Annotated in this window: 16 protein-coding genes; 5 read left to right on the forward strand and 11 right to left on the reverse strand. The window is 71.9% G+C overall.

What is annotated here, in order from left to right; all coding sequences use genetic code 11:
• Positions 1-2: 2 nt before the first annotated feature.
• Complete coding sequence (gene dop, locus ACJ5H2_RS10325) at positions 3-1,511, reverse strand: depupylase/deamidase Dop (RefSeq protein ID WP_408899472.1); 1,509 nt, start codon at positions 1,509-1,511, stop codon at positions 3-5.
• An 83-nt stretch (positions 1,512-1,594) separates the two neighbouring features.
• Here dop and ACJ5H2_RS10330 point away from each other — a divergent pair, with 83 nt between their 5' ends.
• Positions 1,595-2,413, forward strand: a complete 819-nt coding sequence (locus ACJ5H2_RS10330; RefSeq protein ID WP_408899473.1) for a DUF1206 domain-containing protein — start codon at positions 1,595-1,597, stop codon at positions 2,411-2,413.
• A gap of 196 nt (positions 2,414-2,609) precedes the next feature.
• Here ACJ5H2_RS10330 and arc read toward each other — a convergent pair whose 3' ends face one another.
• The 3 genes from arc to ACJ5H2_RS10345 all read right to left on the reverse strand — a co-directional run bounded on the left by arc (position 2,610) and on the right by ACJ5H2_RS10345 (position 6,607).
• Positions 2,610-4,373 carry a proteasome ATPase gene (gene arc, locus ACJ5H2_RS10335; protein ID WP_408899474.1) on the reverse strand — a complete coding sequence of 588 codons (1,764 nt, stop codon included), beginning with the start codon at positions 4,371-4,373 and terminating at the stop codon, positions 2,610-2,612.
• Between the two features lie 128 nt (positions 4,374-4,501).
• Positions 4,502-5,467: a tRNA (adenine-N1)-methyltransferase gene (locus tag ACJ5H2_RS10340; protein WP_408899475.1), complete on the reverse strand. Its 966-nt coding sequence runs from the start codon at positions 5,465-5,467 to the stop codon at positions 4,502-4,504.
• Between the two features lie 27 nt (positions 5,468-5,494).
• On the reverse strand, positions 5,495-6,607 hold the full coding sequence (locus ACJ5H2_RS10345) for a site-2 protease family protein (protein ID WP_408899476.1): 1,113 nt from the start codon (positions 6,605-6,607) through the stop codon (positions 5,495-5,497).
• Between the two features lie 62 nt (positions 6,608-6,669).
• On the opposite strand from ACJ5H2_RS10345, the gene ACJ5H2_RS10350 reads away from it, so the two are divergent.
• Complete coding sequence (locus ACJ5H2_RS10350; RefSeq protein WP_408899477.1) at positions 6,670-7,569, forward strand: RecB family exonuclease; 900 nt, start codon at positions 6,670-6,672, stop codon at positions 7,567-7,569.
• On the opposite strand, the gene ACJ5H2_RS10355 is transcribed toward ACJ5H2_RS10350, so the two are convergent.
• Together ACJ5H2_RS10355 and ACJ5H2_RS10360 are read right to left on the reverse strand one after the other, a co-directional pair.
• The gene (locus ACJ5H2_RS10355) at positions 7,538-8,185 is read right to left on the reverse strand and encodes an HAD family hydrolase (protein ID WP_408899478.1); all 648 of its coding nucleotides are present in this window, start codon (positions 8,183-8,185) and stop codon (positions 7,538-7,540) included. The genes ACJ5H2_RS10350 and ACJ5H2_RS10355 overlap by 32 nt on opposite strands.
• A gap of 9 nt (positions 8,186-8,194) precedes the next feature.
• Positions 8,195-9,676: a PLP-dependent aminotransferase family protein gene (locus ACJ5H2_RS10360; RefSeq protein ID WP_408899479.1), complete on the reverse strand. Its 1,482-nt coding sequence runs from the start codon at positions 9,674-9,676 to the stop codon at positions 8,195-8,197.
• 85 nt (positions 9,677-9,761) lie between these two features.
• Here ACJ5H2_RS10360 and ACJ5H2_RS10365 point away from each other — a divergent pair, with 85 nt between their 5' ends.
• Positions 9,762-10,427: a LysE family translocator gene (locus ACJ5H2_RS10365; protein ID WP_408899480.1), complete on the forward strand. Its 666-nt coding sequence runs from the start codon at positions 9,762-9,764 to the stop codon at positions 10,425-10,427.
• 61 nt (positions 10,428-10,488) lie between these two features.
• Here the strand turns inward: ACJ5H2_RS10365 and metH are convergent, their stop codons facing one another.
• A complete protein-coding gene (gene metH / locus ACJ5H2_RS10370; RefSeq protein WP_408899481.1) occupies positions 10,489-14,268 on the reverse strand; it encodes a methionine synthase in 3,780 nt (1,259 codons plus the stop codon).
• 138 nt (positions 14,269-14,406) lie between these two features.
• Here metH and ACJ5H2_RS10375 point away from each other — a divergent pair, with 138 nt between their 5' ends.
• On the forward strand, positions 14,407-15,252 hold the full coding sequence (locus ACJ5H2_RS10375) for a PAC2 family protein (RefSeq protein WP_408899482.1): 846 nt from the start codon (positions 14,407-14,409) through the stop codon (positions 15,250-15,252).
• A gap of 82 nt (positions 15,253-15,334) precedes the next feature.
• Here the strand turns inward: ACJ5H2_RS10375 and mshC are convergent, their stop codons facing one another.
• The 4 genes from mshC to ACJ5H2_RS10395 form a co-directional block, all read right to left on the reverse strand.
• The gene (mshC, locus tag ACJ5H2_RS10380; RefSeq protein WP_408899483.1) at positions 15,335-16,570 is read right to left on the reverse strand and encodes a cysteine--1-D-myo-inosityl 2-amino-2-deoxy-alpha-D-glucopyranoside ligase; all 1,236 of its coding nucleotides are present in this window, start codon (positions 16,568-16,570) and stop codon (positions 15,335-15,337) included.
• 22 nt (positions 16,571-16,592) lie between these two features.
• Positions 16,593-17,333 (reverse strand): SCO1664 family protein, encoded by a 741-nt coding sequence (locus ACJ5H2_RS10385; protein ID WP_408899484.1) that lies wholly within the window; start codon positions 17,331-17,333, stop codon positions 16,593-16,595.
• 74 nt (positions 17,334-17,407) lie between these two features.
• Positions 17,408-17,971 carry a DUF3090 domain-containing protein gene (locus ACJ5H2_RS10390; protein WP_408899485.1) on the reverse strand — a complete coding sequence of 188 codons (564 nt, stop codon included), beginning with the start codon at positions 17,969-17,971 and terminating at the stop codon, positions 17,408-17,410.
• Positions 17,972-17,980: 9 nt separating this feature from the next.
• Positions 17,981-18,709, reverse strand: a complete 729-nt coding sequence (locus tag ACJ5H2_RS10395) for a histidine phosphatase family protein (protein ID WP_408899486.1) — start codon at positions 18,707-18,709, stop codon at positions 17,981-17,983.
• 50 nt (positions 18,710-18,759) lie between these two features.
• Here ACJ5H2_RS10395 and corA point away from each other — a divergent pair, with 50 nt between their 5' ends.
• Positions 18,760-19,740, forward strand: a complete 981-nt coding sequence (gene corA, locus ACJ5H2_RS10400) for a magnesium/cobalt transporter CorA (protein ID WP_408899487.1) — start codon at positions 18,760-18,762, stop codon at positions 19,738-19,740.
• The last annotated feature ends 92 nt before the right edge of the window (positions 19,741-19,832 follow it).

The following is a 19,832-nucleotide window of genomic DNA, read 5'->3' on the forward strand; positions in this document are numbered from 1 at the left end:
ACCTAGCGGCTGAGCGCGCGGACCAACTCGTCGGCGGTGGCGCAGCGGTCGATCAGCGCCCCGACATGTGCCTTGCTCCCCCGCAGCGGGTCGATGGTCGGCACCCGCTGCAGCGACTCGCGCCCCGGCAGGTCGAAGATCACCGAGTCCCACGACGCGGCGGCGATGTCGGGCGCGTACTTCTCCAGGCAGCGGCCGCGGAAGTACGCCCGGGTCTCCTCGGGCGGGTTGGTCATCGCCTGCTCGACCTGCTCGTCGGTGAGCAGCCGCTGGATCCGCCCGGCGCCGACGAGGCGGTGGTACAGCCCCTTCTCCGGGCGGATGTCGGAGTACTGGTAGTCGATCAGCTGGAGCTTGGCGTCGTCCCAGGCGAGCCCGTCGCGGGAGCGGTACTGCTCGATCAGCCTGAGCTTCGCGACCCAGTCCAGCTGGTCGGCCAGGGACATCGGGTCGGACTCGAGGCGCCCGAGGACGTCCTCCCACCGGGCGAGCACGTCCACGGTCTGGGCGTCCGCGTCGGCGCCGTAACGGTCCTCGACGTACTTCTTGGCCAGGTCGAGGAACTCCAACTGGAGCTGGACCCCGGTGAGCCGCCGGCCGTCGGCCATGGTGACGGTCTGCCGCAGCGTCGGGTCGTGGGAGACCGCACGCAGCGCGGCGACGGGCGTGTCGACGGCGAGGTCGCGGCTGATGAACCGGTCCTCGATCATCGCCAGCACCAGCGACGTCGTCCCGACCTTGAGGTACGTCGCCACCTCGGCCAGGTTCGCGTCGCCGATGATCACGTGCAGCCGCCGGTAGCGCTCGGGGTCCGCATGGGGCTCGTCGCGCGTGTTGATGATGGGCCGCTTCAGCGTCGTCTCCAGACCCACCTCCACCTCGAAGAAGTCGGCCCGCTGGCTGATCTGGAAGCCCTCGCCGCGCCCGTCCTGGCCCTTGCCGACCCGGCCCGCGCCGCAGAAGACCTGCCGGCTCACGAAGAACGGGGTGAGATGGCGGACGATGTCCGCGAAGGGCGTCGAGCGGCGCATGAGGTAGTTCTCGTGCGCACCGTAGGAGGCGCCCTTGTTGTCCGTGTTGTTCTTGTAGAGCACGATCGACGGGTTCCCGGGCAGCTGCTGGGCTCGGCGTGCGGCGTCGAGCATGACCTGCTCCCCCGCCTTGTCCCAGCGCACGACGTCGAGCGGGCTCACGACCTCGGGCGTGGAGTACTCCGGGTGGGCGTGGTCGACGTAGAGCCGGGCGCCGTTGGTCAGGATCACGTTGGCGAGGCCGAGGTCCTCGTCGGTGAGCTGGGTCGGGTCCGCGATCTGTCGGGACATGTCGAAGCCGCGGGCGTCGCGCAGCGGCGACTCCTCCTCGAAGTCCCACCGCGCCCGGCGCGCGCGCACCGTGGCCGTCGCGTAGGCGTTGACGACCTGCGACGACGCCACCATCGGGTTGGCGGTCGGCTGGCCCTGGACCGAGATGCCGTACTCGACCTCGGTGCCCATCACGCGGCGCACGCTCATGCTGCCAGCCTACGGCGTGGCGCCGACCGCGGCGGGATGTGCGCACCCGGTTCGGGTAGTGGACGGGCACGGGGGGTGACGGCATGGCCGAGGCACAGAGCAAGACCGAGCGGATGGCCCGGGAGGCGCGTGACCATCCGGCGGTCAGCGCCCCGGCGCGGGCCGGGATGGCGGCGTACGGCGGGGTCTACATGGTCATCGCCTGGCTCGCCGCGCAGCTCGCCCTCGGCGAGTCGGCGCGCTCCGCGTCCGGGAAGGGTGCGCTGCGCCAGGTCCGCGAGCAGCCGATGGGCGCCGTGGTCCTGTGGCTGGCAGCCGCCGGCCTGCTGGGACTGGTCGTCTGGGAGGCCTGCCAGGCCGTCGGGGGTCACCGCGACGAGGAGGGCCTGCGACGCTGGGGCGCACGCGCGGCCTCACTCGCCCGGGGCACCGTCTTCGGCGTCTTGGCGTTCCTGTCGATCCGGGTCGCGAGCGGCCAGGCGGGCGGCAGCGGCGGCGGGCTGACCGGTCGGATCATGGCCCAGCCGTACGGCCCGGCCCTGCTGGTGCTGGTCGCCCTCGGTGTCGCCGGCCTCGGCGGCTACAGCATCGTGCACGGCGTCTCGGACCGGTGGCGCCGCGGCCTGGAGGCGCAGGGCCAGGTCGGTACGCTGGGCGGGGTGGTGAAGGTGCTCGCCCGGGTGGGCTACGTGGCGCGCGGCGTGGCCTTCCTGGTCATCGCCGGCATGTTCGTGTGGAGCGCGGTGACCCACGACGCGGGCAAGTCGGGCGGCCTGGACCAGGCCATCGTCCGCTTCCGGGACGAGCCGTACGGCCCCTTGCTGATGCTGGTGGTGGCTGCCGGGCTGGGGTGCTACGGCGCCTTCCACGTGCTGCGCGGCGCGTTCCTGCGCGGCAGCTGACCCCGTCGTACGGGGCCGGTGCTGCACGTGCCGGGCCGAAGGCCCGGCACGCGGGAGTCAGCGGCTCTTCGCGACCTTGACGGCGGCGGTGACGCCGAGCGCGACGAGCGCGACGATGATGAGCTTCTTCATGGGTTGGCTCCTCAGCAGGGGGGATGCGGACGCGCCCACCCTAGGCGAGCGCGCCAACCCCGACCTACAGGTACTGGCCCGTGTCGCTGACCGTGTCGATCGACCGGCCCGGCTCCGTGCCCTGCTTGCCGGTGATGAGGGTGCGGATGAACACGATCCGCTCGCCCTTCTTGCCGGAGATGCGGGCCCAGTCGTCCGGGTTGGTCGTGTTGGGCAGGTCCTCGTTCTCCTTGAACTCGTCGACGCACGCCTGGAGCAGGTGCGAGACCCGCAGCCCCTTCTGGTCGTGCTCGAGGAAGTCCTTGATCGCCATCTTCTTCGCCCGGTCGACGATGTTCTGGATCATCGCGCCGGAGTTGAAGTCCTTGAAGTACAGGACCTCCTTGTCGCCGTTGGCGTAGGTCACCTCGAGGAAGCGGTTCTCCTCCGTCTCGGAGTACATCCGCTCCACCGTCGCGCGGATCATCGCGTTGACCGTCGCCTGCCGGTCGTCCCCGAACTCCCGGAGGTCCTCGGCGTGCAGCGGCAGGTTGGCGGTGAGGTACTTGCTGAAGATGTCGCGCGCGGACTCGGCGTCCGGACGCTCGATCTTGATCTTCACGTCCAGTCGGCCCGGCCGCAGGATCGCGGGGTCGATCATGTCCTCGCGGTTCGACGCCCCGATCACCAGGACGTTCTCGAGCAGCTCGACGCCGTCGATCTCGCTGAGCAGCTGCGGGACGATGGTGTTCTCCACATCGGAGGACACCCCCGACCCGCGGGTGCGGAAGAGCGAGTCCATCTCGTCGAAGAAGACGATGACCGGCGTACCGGTGCTGGCCTTCTCGCGCGCCCGCTGGAACACCAGCCGGATGTGCCGCTCGGTCTCGCCGACGTACTTGTTGAGCAGCTCGGGGCCCTTGATGTTGAGGAAGTACGACTTCCCCTCCTGTCCGGTCTTGGCCGCGACCTTCTTCGCCAGCGAGTTGGCCACCGCCTTCGCGATGAGGGTCTTGCCGCAGCCGGGCGGGCCGTAGAGCAGGATGCCCTTCGGCGGCTTGAGCTCGTGCTCGGCGAAGAGCTCCGGGTAGAGGTACGGAAGCTCGACGGCGTCCTGGATCATCTCGATCTGGTTGCCCAGACCGCCGATCGTCTCGTAGGTGATGTCCGGGACCTCCTCGAGGACGAGCTCCTCGACCTCGGACTTCGGCACCCGCTCGTAGACGTAGCCCGCGCGCGAGTCCAGCAGGAGAGAGTCGCCCGCGCGCAGCGCCTCGCCGAGCAGCGGCTCGGCCATCCGCACGACGCGCTCCTCGTCGGCGTTCGCGATCACCAGGACCCGCTCACCGTCGGCGAGCACCTCCTTGAGCATGACGACCTCGCCGACCGTCTCGTAGTCGAAGGCGGCGACGACGTTCATCGCCTCGTTGAGCATCACCTCCTGGCCACGCCGGAGGGTGTCGAGGTCCACGGCCGGGCTCGCGGTCACCCGCAGCTTGCGTCCGCCCGTGAAGACGTCGACGGTGTCGTCGTCGTTGCGCTGCAGGAAGGTGCCGAAGCCGGCGGGCGGCTGGGCCAGCCGGTCGACCTCCTCCTTCAGCTTCAGGATCTGGTCGCGGGCATCGCGCAGCGTCCCCGCGAGCCGCTCGTTCTGCGCGGTCACAGCCGCGAGGGACCGCTGCGCGTCAGCCAGCCGGGCCTCCAGGGAACGGGCGGCCCCGCTCGGCGAGTCGACCAGGCGGCGGCGCAGGTCGTGGACCTCCTCCTCGAGGTAGCGCACCTGGTCCTCGAGCTCCTCGCGGCTCGGAGAGCGGTGACCGCCGGTCGTGCCTTCACCCATGCTCGTCATGGCACACCTCCTTGATCCGACACTACTCGGGCCGGTGTTACAGGGAAGTGATTAATGCGGTTTGGGACCAAACCGCATGTCGCCGGCCCGAGTCGTTGCGGTTTGGGACCAAACCGCACCCTTCCCGGTCAGTCCTCAGCCGGGGTGTCCGGCACGCCGGGCGGCCGGGGGCCGGTGTAGTCGGGACCGTAGGCGCCGGGGGCGGGGCGTCGCTTCTTGAGGGGGGCGCGCTGGCCGGGCGCCATCCGGCGGGCGGTGACGAGGAACGCCGTGTGGCCGATCATCTTGTGGCCGGGGCGTACGGCGAGGCCCTCGACGTGCCAGTCGCGGACGAGGGACTCCCAGGGCGTGGGCTCGGTGAAGCCGCCGTGGACCCGGACCGCCTCGACGAACTTCGACAGCTGGGTCGTGGTGGCGACGTAGGCGCACACGATGCCCCCGGGGAGCAGCGCGTCGGCGGCGGCGTCGAGGCAGTCCCACGGGGCGAGCATGTCGAGGATGATCCGGTCACACCGCTCGCCGGACGCGGGGAGCTCCTCGGCGAGGTCGCCGAGGGTGAGCCGCCAGGCGGGGTGCGTCTGGCCGTCGGGGGCGCCGAAGAACTGGGTGACATTGCGGCGGGCGACCTCGGCGAACTCCTCGCGCCGCTCGTACGACGACACCCGGCCGTAGGGCCCGACGGCGCGCAGCAGGGAGCAGGTGAGCGCCCCGGAGCCGACGCCGGCCTCGACGACGTGGGCTCCGGGGAAGATGTCGGCCATCGCGATGATCTGGGCGGAGTCCTTGGGATAGACCACGGCGGCGCCGCGCGGCATCGACACCACGAACTCCGAGAGGAGGGGACGGAACACGAGGTACTCGCCGCCGGCCGAGGAGGTGACGGTGAAGCCCTCGTCGCGCCCGATCAGCTCGTCGTGCTCGAGGTGGCCCTTGTTGGAGAAGAACCGCTTGCCGGGGACGAGCTCGAAGTTGTGCTTGCGACCCTTCCCGTCGACCAGCCGGACCCACTCGCCGGCCCGGAGGGGGCCGCGGTGGACGCCCGACCAGGCTTCGGGAGGTACGTCGCCGGTGGGGGGCAGAGGCGCATCGGTCACCGGCGCAATCTACCGGCCGGCGCCGGGTCAGCGTCGAACGGCCCTGATCAGGTCGGCGGCCGCGAGGACGCCGTAGACCCGGCCGGCGTCGTCGAGCAGCACGTACTCGGAGGCGGGCGTGGAGCGCACGGTCTCCAGCAGCTCCGACCCGGCGATCGACACGGGCAGGGTCAGGCCGGGCTCCAGGGTGCGGGCCACGGTCGAGACGGCGACCCACGGAGCCCGGTCCCCCGGTACGGCGCGGGCGGCCGTCTCGTCGACCACGCCGACGGGCGCCCCGGCGGCGGTGGTCGTGACGATGCTCCCCGCACCCGCCTCACGGGCCTGGCGCATCGCCTCCGCGAGCGGCAGGTCGTCGGGCACCGTCAGCGCGCGGCGCGCCAGGTCGCGGGCCACGACCCGGTCGAACTGGCGGGAGATGCCGGCGACGGCCAGCGCCTGGCTGGCCCCCGTCCACAGGAAGAGCGCCACCACCAGGAGCACGAGGGGGTTGAGGAAGGAGCCGTCACGCGAGGCCCACAGCGCCCAGAGCGCCACCAGCACCGCGACGCCCCTCCCGCTCCAGGCCGCGACGGCGGTCCCGGTGTGGACGCGCCCCGTGGCGGCCCACACGGCGGCCTTGAGCACCCGGCCACCGTCGAGGGGCAGGCCGGGCACGAGGTTGAGCACGCCGATCATCAGGTTGGCGCCCGCCAGGCCCTCGATGACGAGGAGGAGCAGGCCGTCCGGCGTCACGAACCACAGCGCGAGGGCGGCGGCGCCGACGAGGATCGAGGTGACCGGCCCGACCACGGCGATCCAGAACTCCTGGCGCGGCCGGCGGGACTCGCCCTCGATCGCGGTCGCGCCGCCGAGGAAGTGCAGGGTGATCGACTGCACGGTGAACCCGAAGCGGCGCGCCATGAGGGCGTGCGAGGCCTCGTGGAGCAGCACCGCGAGGTAGAGGGCGATCGCGAAGGCGATCCCGACGACGTACTTCCAGCCGCCCAGGTTCGGCTGGACCTGATCCACCCGGGGAGCCATCACCACCGCGATCAGGCCGGCGATGAGGAACCAGGTGCTGGACACGAGGACGTCGCTGCCCGCGATCCGGCCGATGCGGAACATGCCCCGGGGCACGGGTGGGCGGTCGGCGGGCATGACCCGAGGCTAGCCGGACCGGCCGTCGCGCACTGTCGGAGGCCTCGCCTAGGGTCGGTGACATGACGACCACACCCGCCGTCGGCATCGAGCCGGCCGACCCCTCCGAGCGCGGGGGCACCCGTGTCGACGGGGTCGACGTCGTGGGTGCGCTGTCGCCGTCGCGGGTGGGCGACTTCCTGAACTGTCCGCTGCTCTACCGCTTCCGCAGCATCGACCGGCTGCCGGAGCCCCCCTCCCCCGCCGCCGTCCGGGGCACCGTCCTGCATCGGGTCCTCGAGCAGCTCTTCGACCTGCCCGCCGCCGAGCGCACGCCGGAGCGTGCCGACCGGATGGTGGCGCCGGCGTGGGAGGAGCTGCAGGCGGTCGAGCCGGCGGTCGCCGAGATGCTCCCCGCCGACGGCCCGGAGATCGCGGAGTGGCTCGCCTCGTGCCACGACACGCTGGCGAAGTACTTCGACCTGGAGGACCCGACCCGGCTGGAGCCCGCCGAGCGCGAGCTGTACGTCGAGACGCTCACCGACGCCAAGCTCCTGCTCCGCGGCGTGATCGACCGCGTGGACGTCGCGCCCGACGGCTCGATCCGCGTGGTCGACTACAAGACTGGCCCGTCGCCGCTGGAGATGTTCGAGGGCAAGGCCCTCTTCCAGCTCAAGTTCTACGCACTCGTGCTGTGGCGGATGCGCGGCGTGGTGCCGAGGATGCTCCAGCTGGTCTACCTCGGCAACAGCGAGGTGCTGCGCTACGAGCCCGACGAGCAGGACCTGCTCGCCACCGAGCGCAAGGTGCTGGCGGTCTGGGACGCGATCCGGGCCGCGACCGAGCGGAGGGTCTTCGAGGCGCGCCGCGGAGCGGGCTGTCGCTGGTGCGTCCACCAGGCCATCTGTCCCGCGTACGGCGGCACGCCGCCGCCGTACCCGGAGCCGGCTCTCAGAGCAGCGAGCCCAGCTCCGCAGGAGTGATGCCCTCGAGCGTCTCCCGGAAGACCCGCCCCGGACCGGGCGGGACCGGGACGTGGTTGGGCACGACCAGGACCCGGCAGCCCGCGGCAGCGGCACTGGTCGCGCCGGTCGGCGAGTCCTCGATGGCGACGCAGTCCGCGGCGTCGACGCCCAGCGCGGCCGCCGCGGTGAGATAGGGCTCGGGGTGCGGCTTGCCGTTGCCCACCATGTCGCCGGTGACGATCACCCGGAAGGTCTCCGGCGGCAGGTGCTCGAGGATCGGCGCCACGAAGCGCTGGTAGGACATCGTGACCAGCGCACACGGGACGCCGGCGTCGTGCAGGGCCAGGAGCAGCTCTCGTGCGCCGGGGCACCACGGCACGGCGTGCCGCACCTGGTCGACCACGCCGTCGAGCAGCATCTCGACGACCTCCTCGGCCGACTGCGCCAGACCGAGCTTGGCCTTGATGTACTCCCCCGACGCGATCAGCTCGTTGCCCACGAGCTGCATCGCGTCGGCGTGGGTCCAGGTGCCGCCGTGCTCCGCGGCGATGGCCTCCTCGGTGGCCATCCAGTAGGGCTCGGTGTCGACGAGGGTGCCGTCCATGTCCCACAGGACGGCCGCAGGCAGGGTCACCCCTCCACCCTAGGAGGCCGACCGGCCGCGGAGCTCATCGGCGGCGGCCGCCAGTCGGCGCACTGCCTCGGCCATCACGTCGGGCTCGAAGGTGAAGGGCAGCCGGAGGTGGTCGTCCCAGGCGCCGGTGGGGTCGGTCTCGCGGCCGGGGGTCACCTCGACGCCGTGTCGCAGTGCGACCTGGGCGAGCGCCGTCGCGTCGTCACCGGGAACTCGGATCCACAGGGCCGTGCCGCCGGCGGGCTCGCGCCACCGCCAGTCGGGCAGATCGGCCTGCAGCAGCGCTCGGGCATGCTCGAGGCGCTCCCGGGCGGCCGCGGTGCGGTCCCGCGCCAGCTCCGGCAGGGCGGGCACCAGCCGCGCCGCGACGGCCTGCTCCAGCAGCGGGGTCCCCATGTCGGCGTTCGCCTTGAGGTAGCCGAGGCGATCGATGTCTGCCCGGTGCGCCCGGACCCAGCCGATCCGCAGCCCTGCCCACAGCGACTTCGACAGGGAGCCGAGGGTGAACACCCGGGCGCCGGGCGGGGCGTACGCCGCGACCGGCGGCGGCAGCGCGCCGTCGTCGTCGGCCAGTGACGTGGAGTAGGCGAGGTCCTCGACGAGCGGGACCTCGCGCTCCGCGCTCACCCGGGCCAGCTGCCGCCGCCGACCCGCGGAGGTGAGCACGCCGGTCGGGTTGTGGAAGGTCGGCATCAGGAACACGGCGGACACCCGCTCCGCGTCCAGGACCGCTTCCAGACGCTCGATCCGGGGCCCGTCCTCGTCGATCTCGACGCCGACCATCCGGGCCCCGACCGCGCTGAACGTGTCGAAGCAGCCCGGCCAGCTCGGCGACTCGACCGCGACCGTCGCGCCGCGCTCCAGCAACAGCTGGGAGACGAGGGTCAGCGCCTGCTGCGTCCCCGTCGTGACGAGGACCTCCTCCGGCGTCGTCGGGAGGCCGCCGCGGGTCAGGTGGTCCGCGAGCGCCCGGCGCAGGGCGGGCAGGCCGCGCGGCGCGTAGCCGATCTCGTCGAGCAGGCGGGGCAGGTCCTGCTCGACGACCTCCGCGAGGGCGGAGGCGATCCGCGGGTCTCCCGGCTCCGACGCGTGTCGCATGGAGATCAGGCCGGCGCCGACCGAGGGCCCCGGATCGCTGCCGCCGCCGTCGAGACGCCGGACCGCCTCCGCCGAGAGCCCGCGCCGCAGGCGCTTGGCGACGGCCGCGGGCTCGCGGTCGACAGGCCGGGCCACGCGGCTGCCACTCCCCTGCCGGCTCTCGACCAGGCCGCGGCCGCGGAGCTCGTCGTACGCCGCGACCACCGTCGCCCGGCTCACGTGCAGCGCCCGGGCCAGGTCGCGTTCCGACGGCAGCCGGTCGCCTGCGAGCAGCTCGCCGGCGCTCACCGCGGCGGCGAGCGCCGCCGCGAGCTGGCGGTAGATCGCGCCGGGTGCCGACATCCAGTCCCCGAGCACGCGCGCGAGCTCCGCGGGGTCGCGAGAACGGTCCACTTGCGCCTCCTTTGGCCCGGGTGGCCACCGCGGCCTGCCGACCACGCTAGAGGCCTGCCCCCGAACCTCCCGAACGGAGTCCCCCGTGAACCTCGTCCTCGAGCCCACCCAGCTGCTCGCCTTCGCCGCCGCGTCCGTGGTGCTGGTCGGCATGCCGGGGCCGAACATCGTCTACATCACGACCCGCAGCCTGGCGCACGGCCTGCGTGCCGGGGTGGTCTCCGTCCTCGGAGTCGAGACCGGGACGGCGGTGTACGCGGCAGCCACCGCGCTCGGCCTGTCGGCGCTGATCGCCACCAGTCCCACCGCCTTCGACGCTCTTCGCTATCTGGGTGCGGCCTATCTCGTCTACCTCGCCGGCCGTGAGCTCGCCCGCCGCGGGCACGACCCGGGCGACGGGACGGAGACGTCGCGGACTCCCCTGCGGCGCGTCTACCTGGACGGCCTGCTCATGAACCTGCTCAACCCCAAGGTCGCGCTGTTCTTCCTGGCCTTCCTGCCGCAGTTCCTCAGCCCGGACGCGAGCGGCGCGACGGCGCAGGTGGAGGTGCTGGCGCTCGGCATCGTCACCGTCCTCGTCGCCCTGGCCGTCGACCTCGCGTACGCCGTGGCCGCCGGCCTCGTCGGCAGGCGGCTGCGCCGCCGTCGGCGCGCGGGCGCGCCCCGGCACCCCGTCCTGCGGCGGCTGCCGGTCGCCGGGGTCTACCTGGCGATCGCGGCAGCCGCCGTCACGACCGGGTCCGCGGCGTGACCCGACGGTCTGGCCCGGCGTTCTGGCCCGGCGGTCTGGCCCGGCGGTCGGGCCCGGCGGCTCAGTCGTCCGGGTCGTAGCCGAGGTTCGGGGAGAGCCACTTCTCGGCCTCGGCGACGCTCCAGCCCTTCCGCGCCGCGTAGTCCTCGACCTGGTCGCGGCCAAGGCGACCGACGACGAAGTACTGCGCCTCGGGGTGGCTGTAGTACAGGCCGGACACCGACGCACCCGGCCACATCGCCATCGACTCGGTGAGCTCGATGCCGGTGGTGGCCTGGACGTCGAGGAGCTCCCAGATGGTCTGCTTCTCGGTGTGGTCGGGGCACGCGGGATAGCCGGGTGCTGGCCGGATGCCGGTGTACTTCTCGGCGATCAGGTCCTCGTTGGTCAGCTGCTCCTCCGGGACGTGGGCCCAGAACTCGGTGCGCACGCGCTGGTGGAGGCGCTCGGCGAACGCCTCGGCGAGCCGGTCGGCCAGGGCCTCGAGGAGGATCGCCGAGTAGTCGTCGAGCTCCTCCTTGAACGCCATGATCCGCTCGGTCGTGCCGATGCCGGCCGTGACGGCGAAGGCGCCGATCCAGTCGCCGGCGGTCACGTCGCTGCCGATCGGTGCGACGTAGTCGGCCAGGGAGCGGTTCGGGACGCCCTCGCGGTGCTTGCCCTGCTGGCGCAGCTGGTGCAGCGTGGTGCGTACGGCGGCCCGGGAGTCGTCCTCGTAGACGACGACGTCCTCGCCGGTGCTCGCCGCGGGGAACAGGCCGTAGACGCCGTTGGCCGTCAGCCACTTCTCGGCCACCAGCCGGTCGAGCATCGCCTGCGCGTCGTCGTACAGCTTGCGGGCCGCCTCGCCGTGCGTGGGGCTGTTGAGGATGTCGGGGAACTTGCCCTTCATCTCCCAGGCGTTGAAGAACGGCTGCCAGTCGATGTAGTCGCGCAGCTCGGTGAGGTCGTAGTCGGCGAGGACGTGGACCCCCGGCGTCCGCGGCTGCGGCGGCGTGTAGCCGCTCCAGTCGATCGGCGAGCTGTTGTCCTGCGCGTCGGCGAAGGACAGCTGCGGACGCTCGGACTTCTGCGAGTGCCGCTCGCGCAGTGAGTCGTAGTCGGCCTTCGTCGCCTCCAGCAGCGCCGGGCGCTGGCGCTCGTCGAGCAGCGCCGCGGCGGTGGGCACGGAGCGCGACGCGTCCTTGACCCAGACCACCGGGCCGTCGTACTTCCGGTCGATCTTGACGGCCGTGTGGGCGCGCGAGGTCGTCGCACCGCCGATGAGGAGCGGGATGTCGAGCCCGAGACGCTGCATCTCGGTCGCGAAGCCCACCATCTCGTCCAGGCTCGGCGTGATGAGCCCGGACAGGCCGATGATGTCGGCGCCGACCTCCTTGGCCGTGTCGAGGATCTTCTGTGCCGGCACCATCACGCCGAGGTCGATGACCTCGTAGTTGTTGCACGACAGCACGACGCCGACGATGTTCTTGCCGATGTCGTGAACGTCGCCCTTGACGGTGGCGAGGACGATCGTGCCGTTGGTGTCCTTCGCGGTGGCCAGCTCGGGGTTGTCGAGCTTCTCCTGCTCGATGAACGGGATGAGATAGGCGACGGCCTTCTTCATCACCCGGGCCGACTTCACGACCTGGGGGAGGAACATCTTGCCGGCGCCGAAGAGGTCGCCGACGACGTTCATGCCGTCCATCAGCGGGCCCTCGATGACCTCGATCGGCCGACCGCCGCGGGCCGCGATCTCCTGGCGCAGCTCCTCGGTGTCGGCCTCGACGAAGCCGTCGATGCCCTTCACCAGGGCGTGCGTGATCCGCTCGCCGACGGGAAGCGAGCGCCACTCCTCGGCGGCCGCCTCGACGACCTCGCCGCTCCCGCGGTGGCGCTCGGCGAGCTCGAGCAGCCGCTCGGTCGCGGCGACCGAGTCGTCGGTGCGGTTGAGCACCACGTCCTCGATGGCGTCGCGCAGCTCGGGGTCGATGGTGTCGTAGGGCACCAGCGCGCCGGCGTTCACGATGCCCATGTCGAGGCCGGCCTCGATGGCGTGGAACAGGAAGACGGCGTGGATCGCCTCGCGCACCGCGTTGTTGCCGCGGAAGCTGAACGAGACGTTCGAGATGCCGCCGGAGACCTTGGCGCCGGGCAGGTTCTGCTTGATCCAGCGCGTCGCCTCGATGAAGTCGACGCCGTACGTCGCGTGCTCCTCGATGCCGGTCGCGACCGCGAAGACGTTGGGGTCGAAGATGATGTCCTCGGCCGGGAAGCCCACCTGGTCGACCAGGATCCGGTAGGCGCGCTCGCAGATCGCCTTGCGCCGCTCGAGGTTGTCGGCCTGGCCGTCCTCGTCGAAGGCCATCACGACCGCCGCCGCGCCGTACTTCTTGCACAGCCGGGCCTGCTCGACGAACTTCTCCTCGCCCTCCTTCATGGAGATCGAGTTCACGATCGGCTTGCCCTGCACGCAGCGCAGGCCGGCTTCGATGACCTCCCACTTGGAGGAGTCGATCATGAGCGGGACCCGGCTGATGTCCGGCTCGCTCGCGATCAGCTTGACGAAGCGGTCCATCGCGGCGACGCCGTCGATCATGCCCTCGTCCATGTTGACGTCGATGACCTGGGCGCCGGCCTCCACCTGCTGCGCGGCGACCGAGAGGGCGGTGTCGTAGTCGCCGTCCTTGATCAGGTTGCGGAAGCGGGCGGACCCGGTGATGTTGGTGCGCTCGCCGACGTTCACGAACAGGCTGTCGTCGGTGATCGTGAACGGCTCGAGGCCGGACAGCCGCATGGCGGGCTCGACGGCCACCGGCTGGCGGACCGAGCGGCCCTCCATCCGGCGGGCGATCTCGGCGATGTGGTCGGGCGTGGTGCCGCAGCAGCCGCCGACGATGTTCAGGAAGCCGGCCTCCGCGAACTCCACGAGGACCGCGGCCGTGTCCTCCGGCGCCTCGTCGTACTCGCCGAAGGCGTTGGGCAGGCCGGCGTTCGGGTACGCCGAGACGAACGAGTCGGCCAGCCGCGACAGCTCGGCGACATAGGGCCGCATCTCCTTGGCGCCCAGGGCGCAGTTCAGTCCGACGGCCAGTGGCTGGGCGTGGCGCACCGAGTCCCAGAAGGCCTCCGTCACCTGGCCGGACAGGGTCCGGCCGGACGCGTCGGTGATGGTGCCGGAGATGACGACCGGCCAGCGCCGGCCAGCCTGCTCGAAGAGCGTCTCCACCGCGAAGATCGCGGCCTTCGCGTTGAGCGTGTCGAAGATCGTCTCGATGAACAGCAGGTCCGCGCCGCCGTCGACGAGGCCGCGGGCGGCCTCGAGATAGGCCTCGACCAGCTGCTCGTAGGAGACGTTGCGGGCGCCGGGGTCGTTGACGTCCGGGCTGATCGACGCGGTGCGCGTCGTGGGCCCGAGCGCGCCGGCGACGTACCGCGTGCGACCGCTGGCGGCGGCCACCTCGTCGGCGATGCGCCGGGCAAGGCGCGCCGACTCGAGGTTGAGCTCGTAGGCCAGCGACTCCATGCCGTAGTCGGCGAGCGAGATGGCGTTGGAGTTGAACGTGTTGGTCTCGACGATGTCGGCGCCGGCGTCGAGGTACTCCCGGTGGATGCCGCCGATGATGTCGGGCTGCGTGATCGAGAGCAGGTCGTTGTTGCCGACCAGGTCGCTCGGCCACTCCTCCCGGCTGGCGAAGCGCTCGCCGCGGTAGCCGTCCTCGTCCGGCCGGTCCCGTTGGATCGCCGTCCCCATGGCACCGTCGAGGATGACGATGCGCTCGCGAAGCAGCTGCGTGAGCTCGTCGGTCGCGTCGGGCCGCCACGCGACGGTGGCGGCGTCGTGACCCGCGGTCTCAGACATGTCCCATCCTTCCAGTACGGAAGGCGTCCTTTTCTCATCGGCCGAGCGTGGCGGACCCGTCCTGGGTGACGGTCCGTTGCAACGCCTCTCGGCTGGTGCCGATGTTACCCATGATCTCGTGACTAGGCTGGCACAGTGATGGAGATCGAGACGGTCCCCGAGCTGGTCCGGCCCGTGGTGATCGCTGCGTTCGAGGGCTGGAACGACGCCGCCGAGTCCGCCACCGCGGTCGTCGACCACCTGATGAAGGTCTGGGACGCCAAGGTGGTCGCCGCGATCGACCCCGAGGAGTACTACGACTTCCAGGTCAACCGGCCGACCGTCGGGATCGACGAGAACGGCTTCCGCAAGCTCACCTGGCCCAGCACCCACGTCGCGGTCGCCTCTCCCCCGGACCTCGACCGCGACGTGATCCTGGTGCGCGGCATCGAGCCCAACATGCGCTGGCGGCAGTTCACCGCCGAGCTGCTGGCGACCATCGACGACCTGGGTGGCGAGCTCTTCGTCACCCTCGGCGCCCTCCTCTCCGACAGCCCCCACACCCGCCCCATCCCCGTCTCCGGGTCCACCACCGAGGCCGACCTGATGGAGCGCCTGGTGCTCGAGCAGTCGACCTACGAGGGACCGACCGGCATCGTCGGAGTTCTCCAGGACGCCTGCGCCCGGGTGGACATCCCGGCGGTGTCCTACTGGGCGGCGGTCCCGCACTACGTCGCTCAGCCGCCGTGCCCCAAGGCGACCCTCGCCCTGCTCACCCGGCTCGAGGACCTGCTGGAGACCCCCATCCCGCTCGGCGACCTGCCCGACGAGGCCCGCGCCTGGGAGCGAGGCGTCGACGAGCTGGCCGAGGAGGACGAGGACATCGCCGACTACGTCCGCTCGCTGGAGGAGTCGCGCGACACCGCCGACCTGCCCGAGGCCTCGGGTGAGGCCATCGCGCGGGAGTTCGAGCGGTACCTGAAGCGGCGGGGTGAGGACTCCTGAGGGCCTGAAATTGATGCGGTTTGGGACCAAACCGCGTCATTTGGGCCCCGCACGTTGCGGTTTGGGACCAAACCGCAACGAGCTACAACGCCACGCCCAGTGCGGCGTCGAGCACCGGCAGCAGCGTGATCGCCGCGTCGGGGTCGCTGGTGTCGGCGAGTCCGTCGGTGCCGAGGGTGGCCCGGACCCAGGCGTCGATCGCGGCGGTCGCGCGCGGCGCGTCCAGGTCGTCGGCGAGGGCGGCGAGGATCTCCGCCACCACGGGGGCGGCGGGCGCGCCGGCGCCCAGCGCCAGGGCGCGTCGCCAGTCGGAGATGTCGTCCACCGCCTGCCACAGGTGCGCGTCGGTCCACTCCCAGTCCGACCGGTAGTGGTGGCGCAGGAGCGCGAGGCGGATCGCCATCGGGTCGATGTCGCTGTTGCGCAGCGCCGAGACGAAGACCAGGTTGCCGCGGGACTTCGACATCTTCTCGCCGTCGTAGGCGACCATCCCGGCGTGGGAGTAGACCTGCGCGAAGGGGTCCCCGGTGGCGACCTGGGCGTGGCCGGCGCACATCTCGTGGTGCGGGAAGACGAGGTCGCTGCCGCCGCCCTGCACCTCGAACGCTCCGCCGAGGTGGGTCAGCGCGATCGCGGCGCACTCGATGTGCCAGCCCGGACGCCCCGGGCCGAAGGGGCTGTCCCAGGAGGGCTCGCCGTCGCGCTCGCCGCGCCACACGACGCAGTCGAGCGGGTCCTTCTTGCCGGGGCGGTCGGGGTCGCCGCCGCGCTCGCCGAACAGGCGCAGCATGGTCTCGCGGTCGTAGTGGGACTCCTCGCCGAACGCCGGGTCCGCGGCGACGGAGAAGTACAGGTCCTGCTCGACCCGGTAGACGGATCCGGCGGCCTCGAGGCGCTCGATGAGCTCGACCACCAGCGGGATCGACTCCACGGCGCCGACGTACTCGGCGGGCGGCAGGACGCGCAGCGCCTCCATGTCCTTGCGGAACAGCTCGGTCTCGCGCTCGGCGAGCTCGACCCAGTCCACCCCCACCTTGGCCGCGCGCTCCAGCAGGGGGTCGTCGACGTCGGTGACGTTCTGGACGTAGCGGACCTCGTGGCCGGCGTTGCGCCAGGCGCGGTTGAGCAGGTCGAAGGCGACATAGGTGTTGGCGTGGCCGATGTGCGTGGCGTCGTACGGGGTGATGCCGCAGACGTACAGGCGCGCCGCACCGTCGGGCCTGCTCACGACCTTCGCGCCGCGGGCGGTGTCGTGCAGGGCGACCTCGGGGCCGGTGACCGGGAGCACCGGGAGGCCCGGTGCGTTCCATGCGCGCATGCCTTGATCGTAGGGGTTCGCTCTAGAAGGGCGGCCACGGGATGGCCGGCCAGTCGCCGGACGGTCCGGGGAGGACTCCGGCGGCGAGCAGGCGTTCGGTACGACGTTCGAGGGCGCGGATCTCGTGCTCGCCGAGATGCCCGGCGAGCCGCTCGCCGAGGTCGCCGCGGACGGCGGCGAGCACCCGGGAGACCACCTCGACCTCCTCGTCGGTGAGCGGGCTGCCGGCCCATCCCCACAGCACGGTCCGCAGCTTGGTCTCGTGGTGGAAGGCGACGCCGTGGTCCACGCCGTACCGGTGGCCGCCGGGCATCGCCAGCACGTGACCGCCCTTGCGGTCGGCGTTGTTGACGAGGACGTCGTAGACCGCGATCCGGCGCAGCGCCGACGTGTCCTCGTGCACGAGGGTGACCGGGCGGTCGCGCTCGTCGAGGCCCTCCACGACCTCCAGCCAGCCGTCCGGCACGCTCCCCGAGCCGACGAGCGTGACGGCGGCGTCGTCGGGGTCCACCTCCTGCCATTCCTGCACCATGCCGGGGCCGTGCGGCCCCTCGCCCCACCAGGTGCGCGGCACGATGCCCCAGCCGGTCGCCTCGGAGACGAGATAGGCACTGACCTCCCGGTCGGCGAGCGTGCCGTCCGGGAAGTCCCACAGCGGCCGCTCCCCCGCCACCGGCTTGTACACGACCTCGCGCCCGTCGAGCTCGGCGAGGAAGGTCGCGTTGGACGCCGGCATGATCCGGCCGCGGATGTCCAGACTCACGGGCGGCTCACGGGCGGGTCACGGGTGGGTCGCGGGTCGGTGGGTCACGAGTCGGTGGGTCGCGGGTCGGTGGGTCACGAGTCGGTCGGCTCGCGACGCTTGAAGCCGTTGGCCCGCACGCACAGGTGGCCGTCGGGGTCGATCGGCTGGCCGCAGAACGGACAGCTGGGCCGCCCCGCGCCCACGACGTGCTCGGCGCGGCGCACGAACGCGCGCGCCTGGCCGGGCTCGAGGCGGACCAGCAGCATCTCGGCCGGGTCCTCGCCGTCGGACAGCTCGACCGGCTCCTCGCCGACCGGGAAGACCTCGACCACCACGCGCTCGTCGTCGGGATCCCAGGAGAGGGTCATGGTGCCGGCGCGGAACTCCTCCTCGATCGGCAGCTCCAGCGGCGCGTCGTCGGCGAGCCCGAAGGGAGCCATGGCGGGGACGACGCCGCGGGCCCGGCCGTCGGCGATCACCTCGTCGAGGAGCTCGTCGATGCGCTCGGCCAGGGCGGCGACCTGCTGCTTCTCCAAGGACACCGAGACGAGGTTCGCGCCGGCCCGGGCCTGCAGGAAGAAGGTCCGGCTGCCGGGCTCGCCGACGGTACCGGCGACGAAGCGCTCAGGCGGGTCGAATCCGTGGACGATCGGCATGCTGCGAGCCTAGTGGGCCGTCCCGCCCGGTCCAGCGCCCCCACCGACGACCGCGCCCGGGCCGCGCGACCGCTTGCGACGCCCCGCGCGCGGCGCCAGCCACGCCAGGTCGCCGTCGTGCGTGTTGCTCGCCAGCACGTAGGGCCGGTCCGGGGCGTAGCGCACGATCGAGACCGACGCCGGGTCCACGCTGATCCGCTGGAACAGGTCGAGGTGCATCCCGAGCGCGTCCGCCAGGAGGGACTTGATGATGTCCCCGTGGCTGACGGCCACCCACACCGCGTCGGGGCCGTGCTCGCGGGTGATCGCGGCGTCGATGCGGCGTACGGCGGCCACGGCGCGGTGCTGCATGGCGACCATCGACTCCCCGCCCGGGAAGATCGCCGCCGACGGCTGGCGCTGCACCGTCTTCCACAGCGGCTCGCGGGCGAGCTCCTTGATCGGGCGGCCCTGCCACTCGCCGTAGTCGCACTCCGCCAGCCCTCTCTCCGTCACGGCGCGGGGCGCGGGGCGTCCCGCGTCGCGCTGGGCGCCGGCGACGGCCTTGGCGGTCTGCCGGCACCGCTCCTGCGGGCTGGTGACGAGCGCGGCGACGGGAACCGACGCGATCCGCGCCCCGGCGCGGGCGGCCTGCTGTGTGCCGAGCTCGTCCAGCCGGACGCCCGGTGTCCGTCCGGCGAGCAGCCCGGCGGCGTTCGCGGTGGTCCGGCCGTGCCGGACCAGCAGCAAGGTGGCCATGGCGGGGAGCCTAGCCAGCCGGGCACGCCCGGACGCACTAGCGTGGGAACGTGATCGTCGACAGCGCCGTCTACCGGCAGGGCGTCCGGCTCCCGGTGGACTGCCACCTGCACGACTACGCCGCTCTGCGCGCGGCCGCGAGCGAGGCCCACGACTTCGTCTGGGTCGGGCTCTACGAGCCGAGCCACATCGAGCTGGGCGAGATCGCCCAGGCCTTCGACCTGCATCCGCTCGCGGTCGAGGACGCCGTGGTCGCCCACCAGCGGCCCAAGCTGGAGCGCTACGAGAACAGCCTCTTCCTGGTGCTCAAGACCCTCTGGTACGTCGACGAGGACGACGCCGTCGAGACCGGCGAGATCAACGTGTTCATCGGCCAGGACTTCGTGATCACGGTCCGCCACGGCCGTGGCTCCGCGCTCAGCGACGCCCGCCACGACCTGGAGAGGAAGCAGGCCGTGCTGGACCACGGCCCGTCGGCGGTCATCTACGCCGTGTGCGACGCCGTCGTCGACGGCTACACGGCGGTGGTCGCCGAGCTGCAGATCGACGTGGACGAGGTCGAGGCGTCGGTGTTCTCCGACCGGCGCAGCCAGGACGGCGACCGGATCTACGTGCTCAAGCGGGAGCTCTCCGAGGTACGACGCGCCGTGCTTCCCCTGCGCGAGCCGATGCGCCGCTTCGCCACCGGCGCCGTCGACCTCGTCGAGGCCGAGGCCGCGCCGTTCTTCCGCGACGTCAGCGACCACCTCTCTCAGGCGGCTGAGGAGATCGACGCCCTCGACCAGCTGCTCTCGTCGGCCTTCGACGCCCACGTGTCCCGGATCGCCATGCAGCAGAACGACGACATGCGGAAGATCTCCGCCGGCGCCGCCCTCGTCGTGGTGCCGACGTTGATCGCCGGGATCTACGGCATGAACTTCACCCACATGCCGGAGCTGGACTGGACCTACGGGTACCCGTTCGCGATCGTGCTGATGGTGGCCACCGTGATGGGGCTGTGGGTGTTCTTCAAGCGTGCCGGGTGGTTCTGAGACCCCTTACAGGGGTGCGGTTTGGTCCCAAACCGCACAAATCCGGGCCGCAGACCTGCGGTTTGTGACCAATCGGCACAGTCCGGTCCAGG

The sequence above is a fragment of the Nocardioides pymetrozini genome, from assembly GCF_046058985.1.
In the GTDB taxonomy this organism is placed as follows: Bacteria; Actinomycetota; Actinomycetes; order Propionibacteriales; family Nocardioidaceae; genus Nocardioides.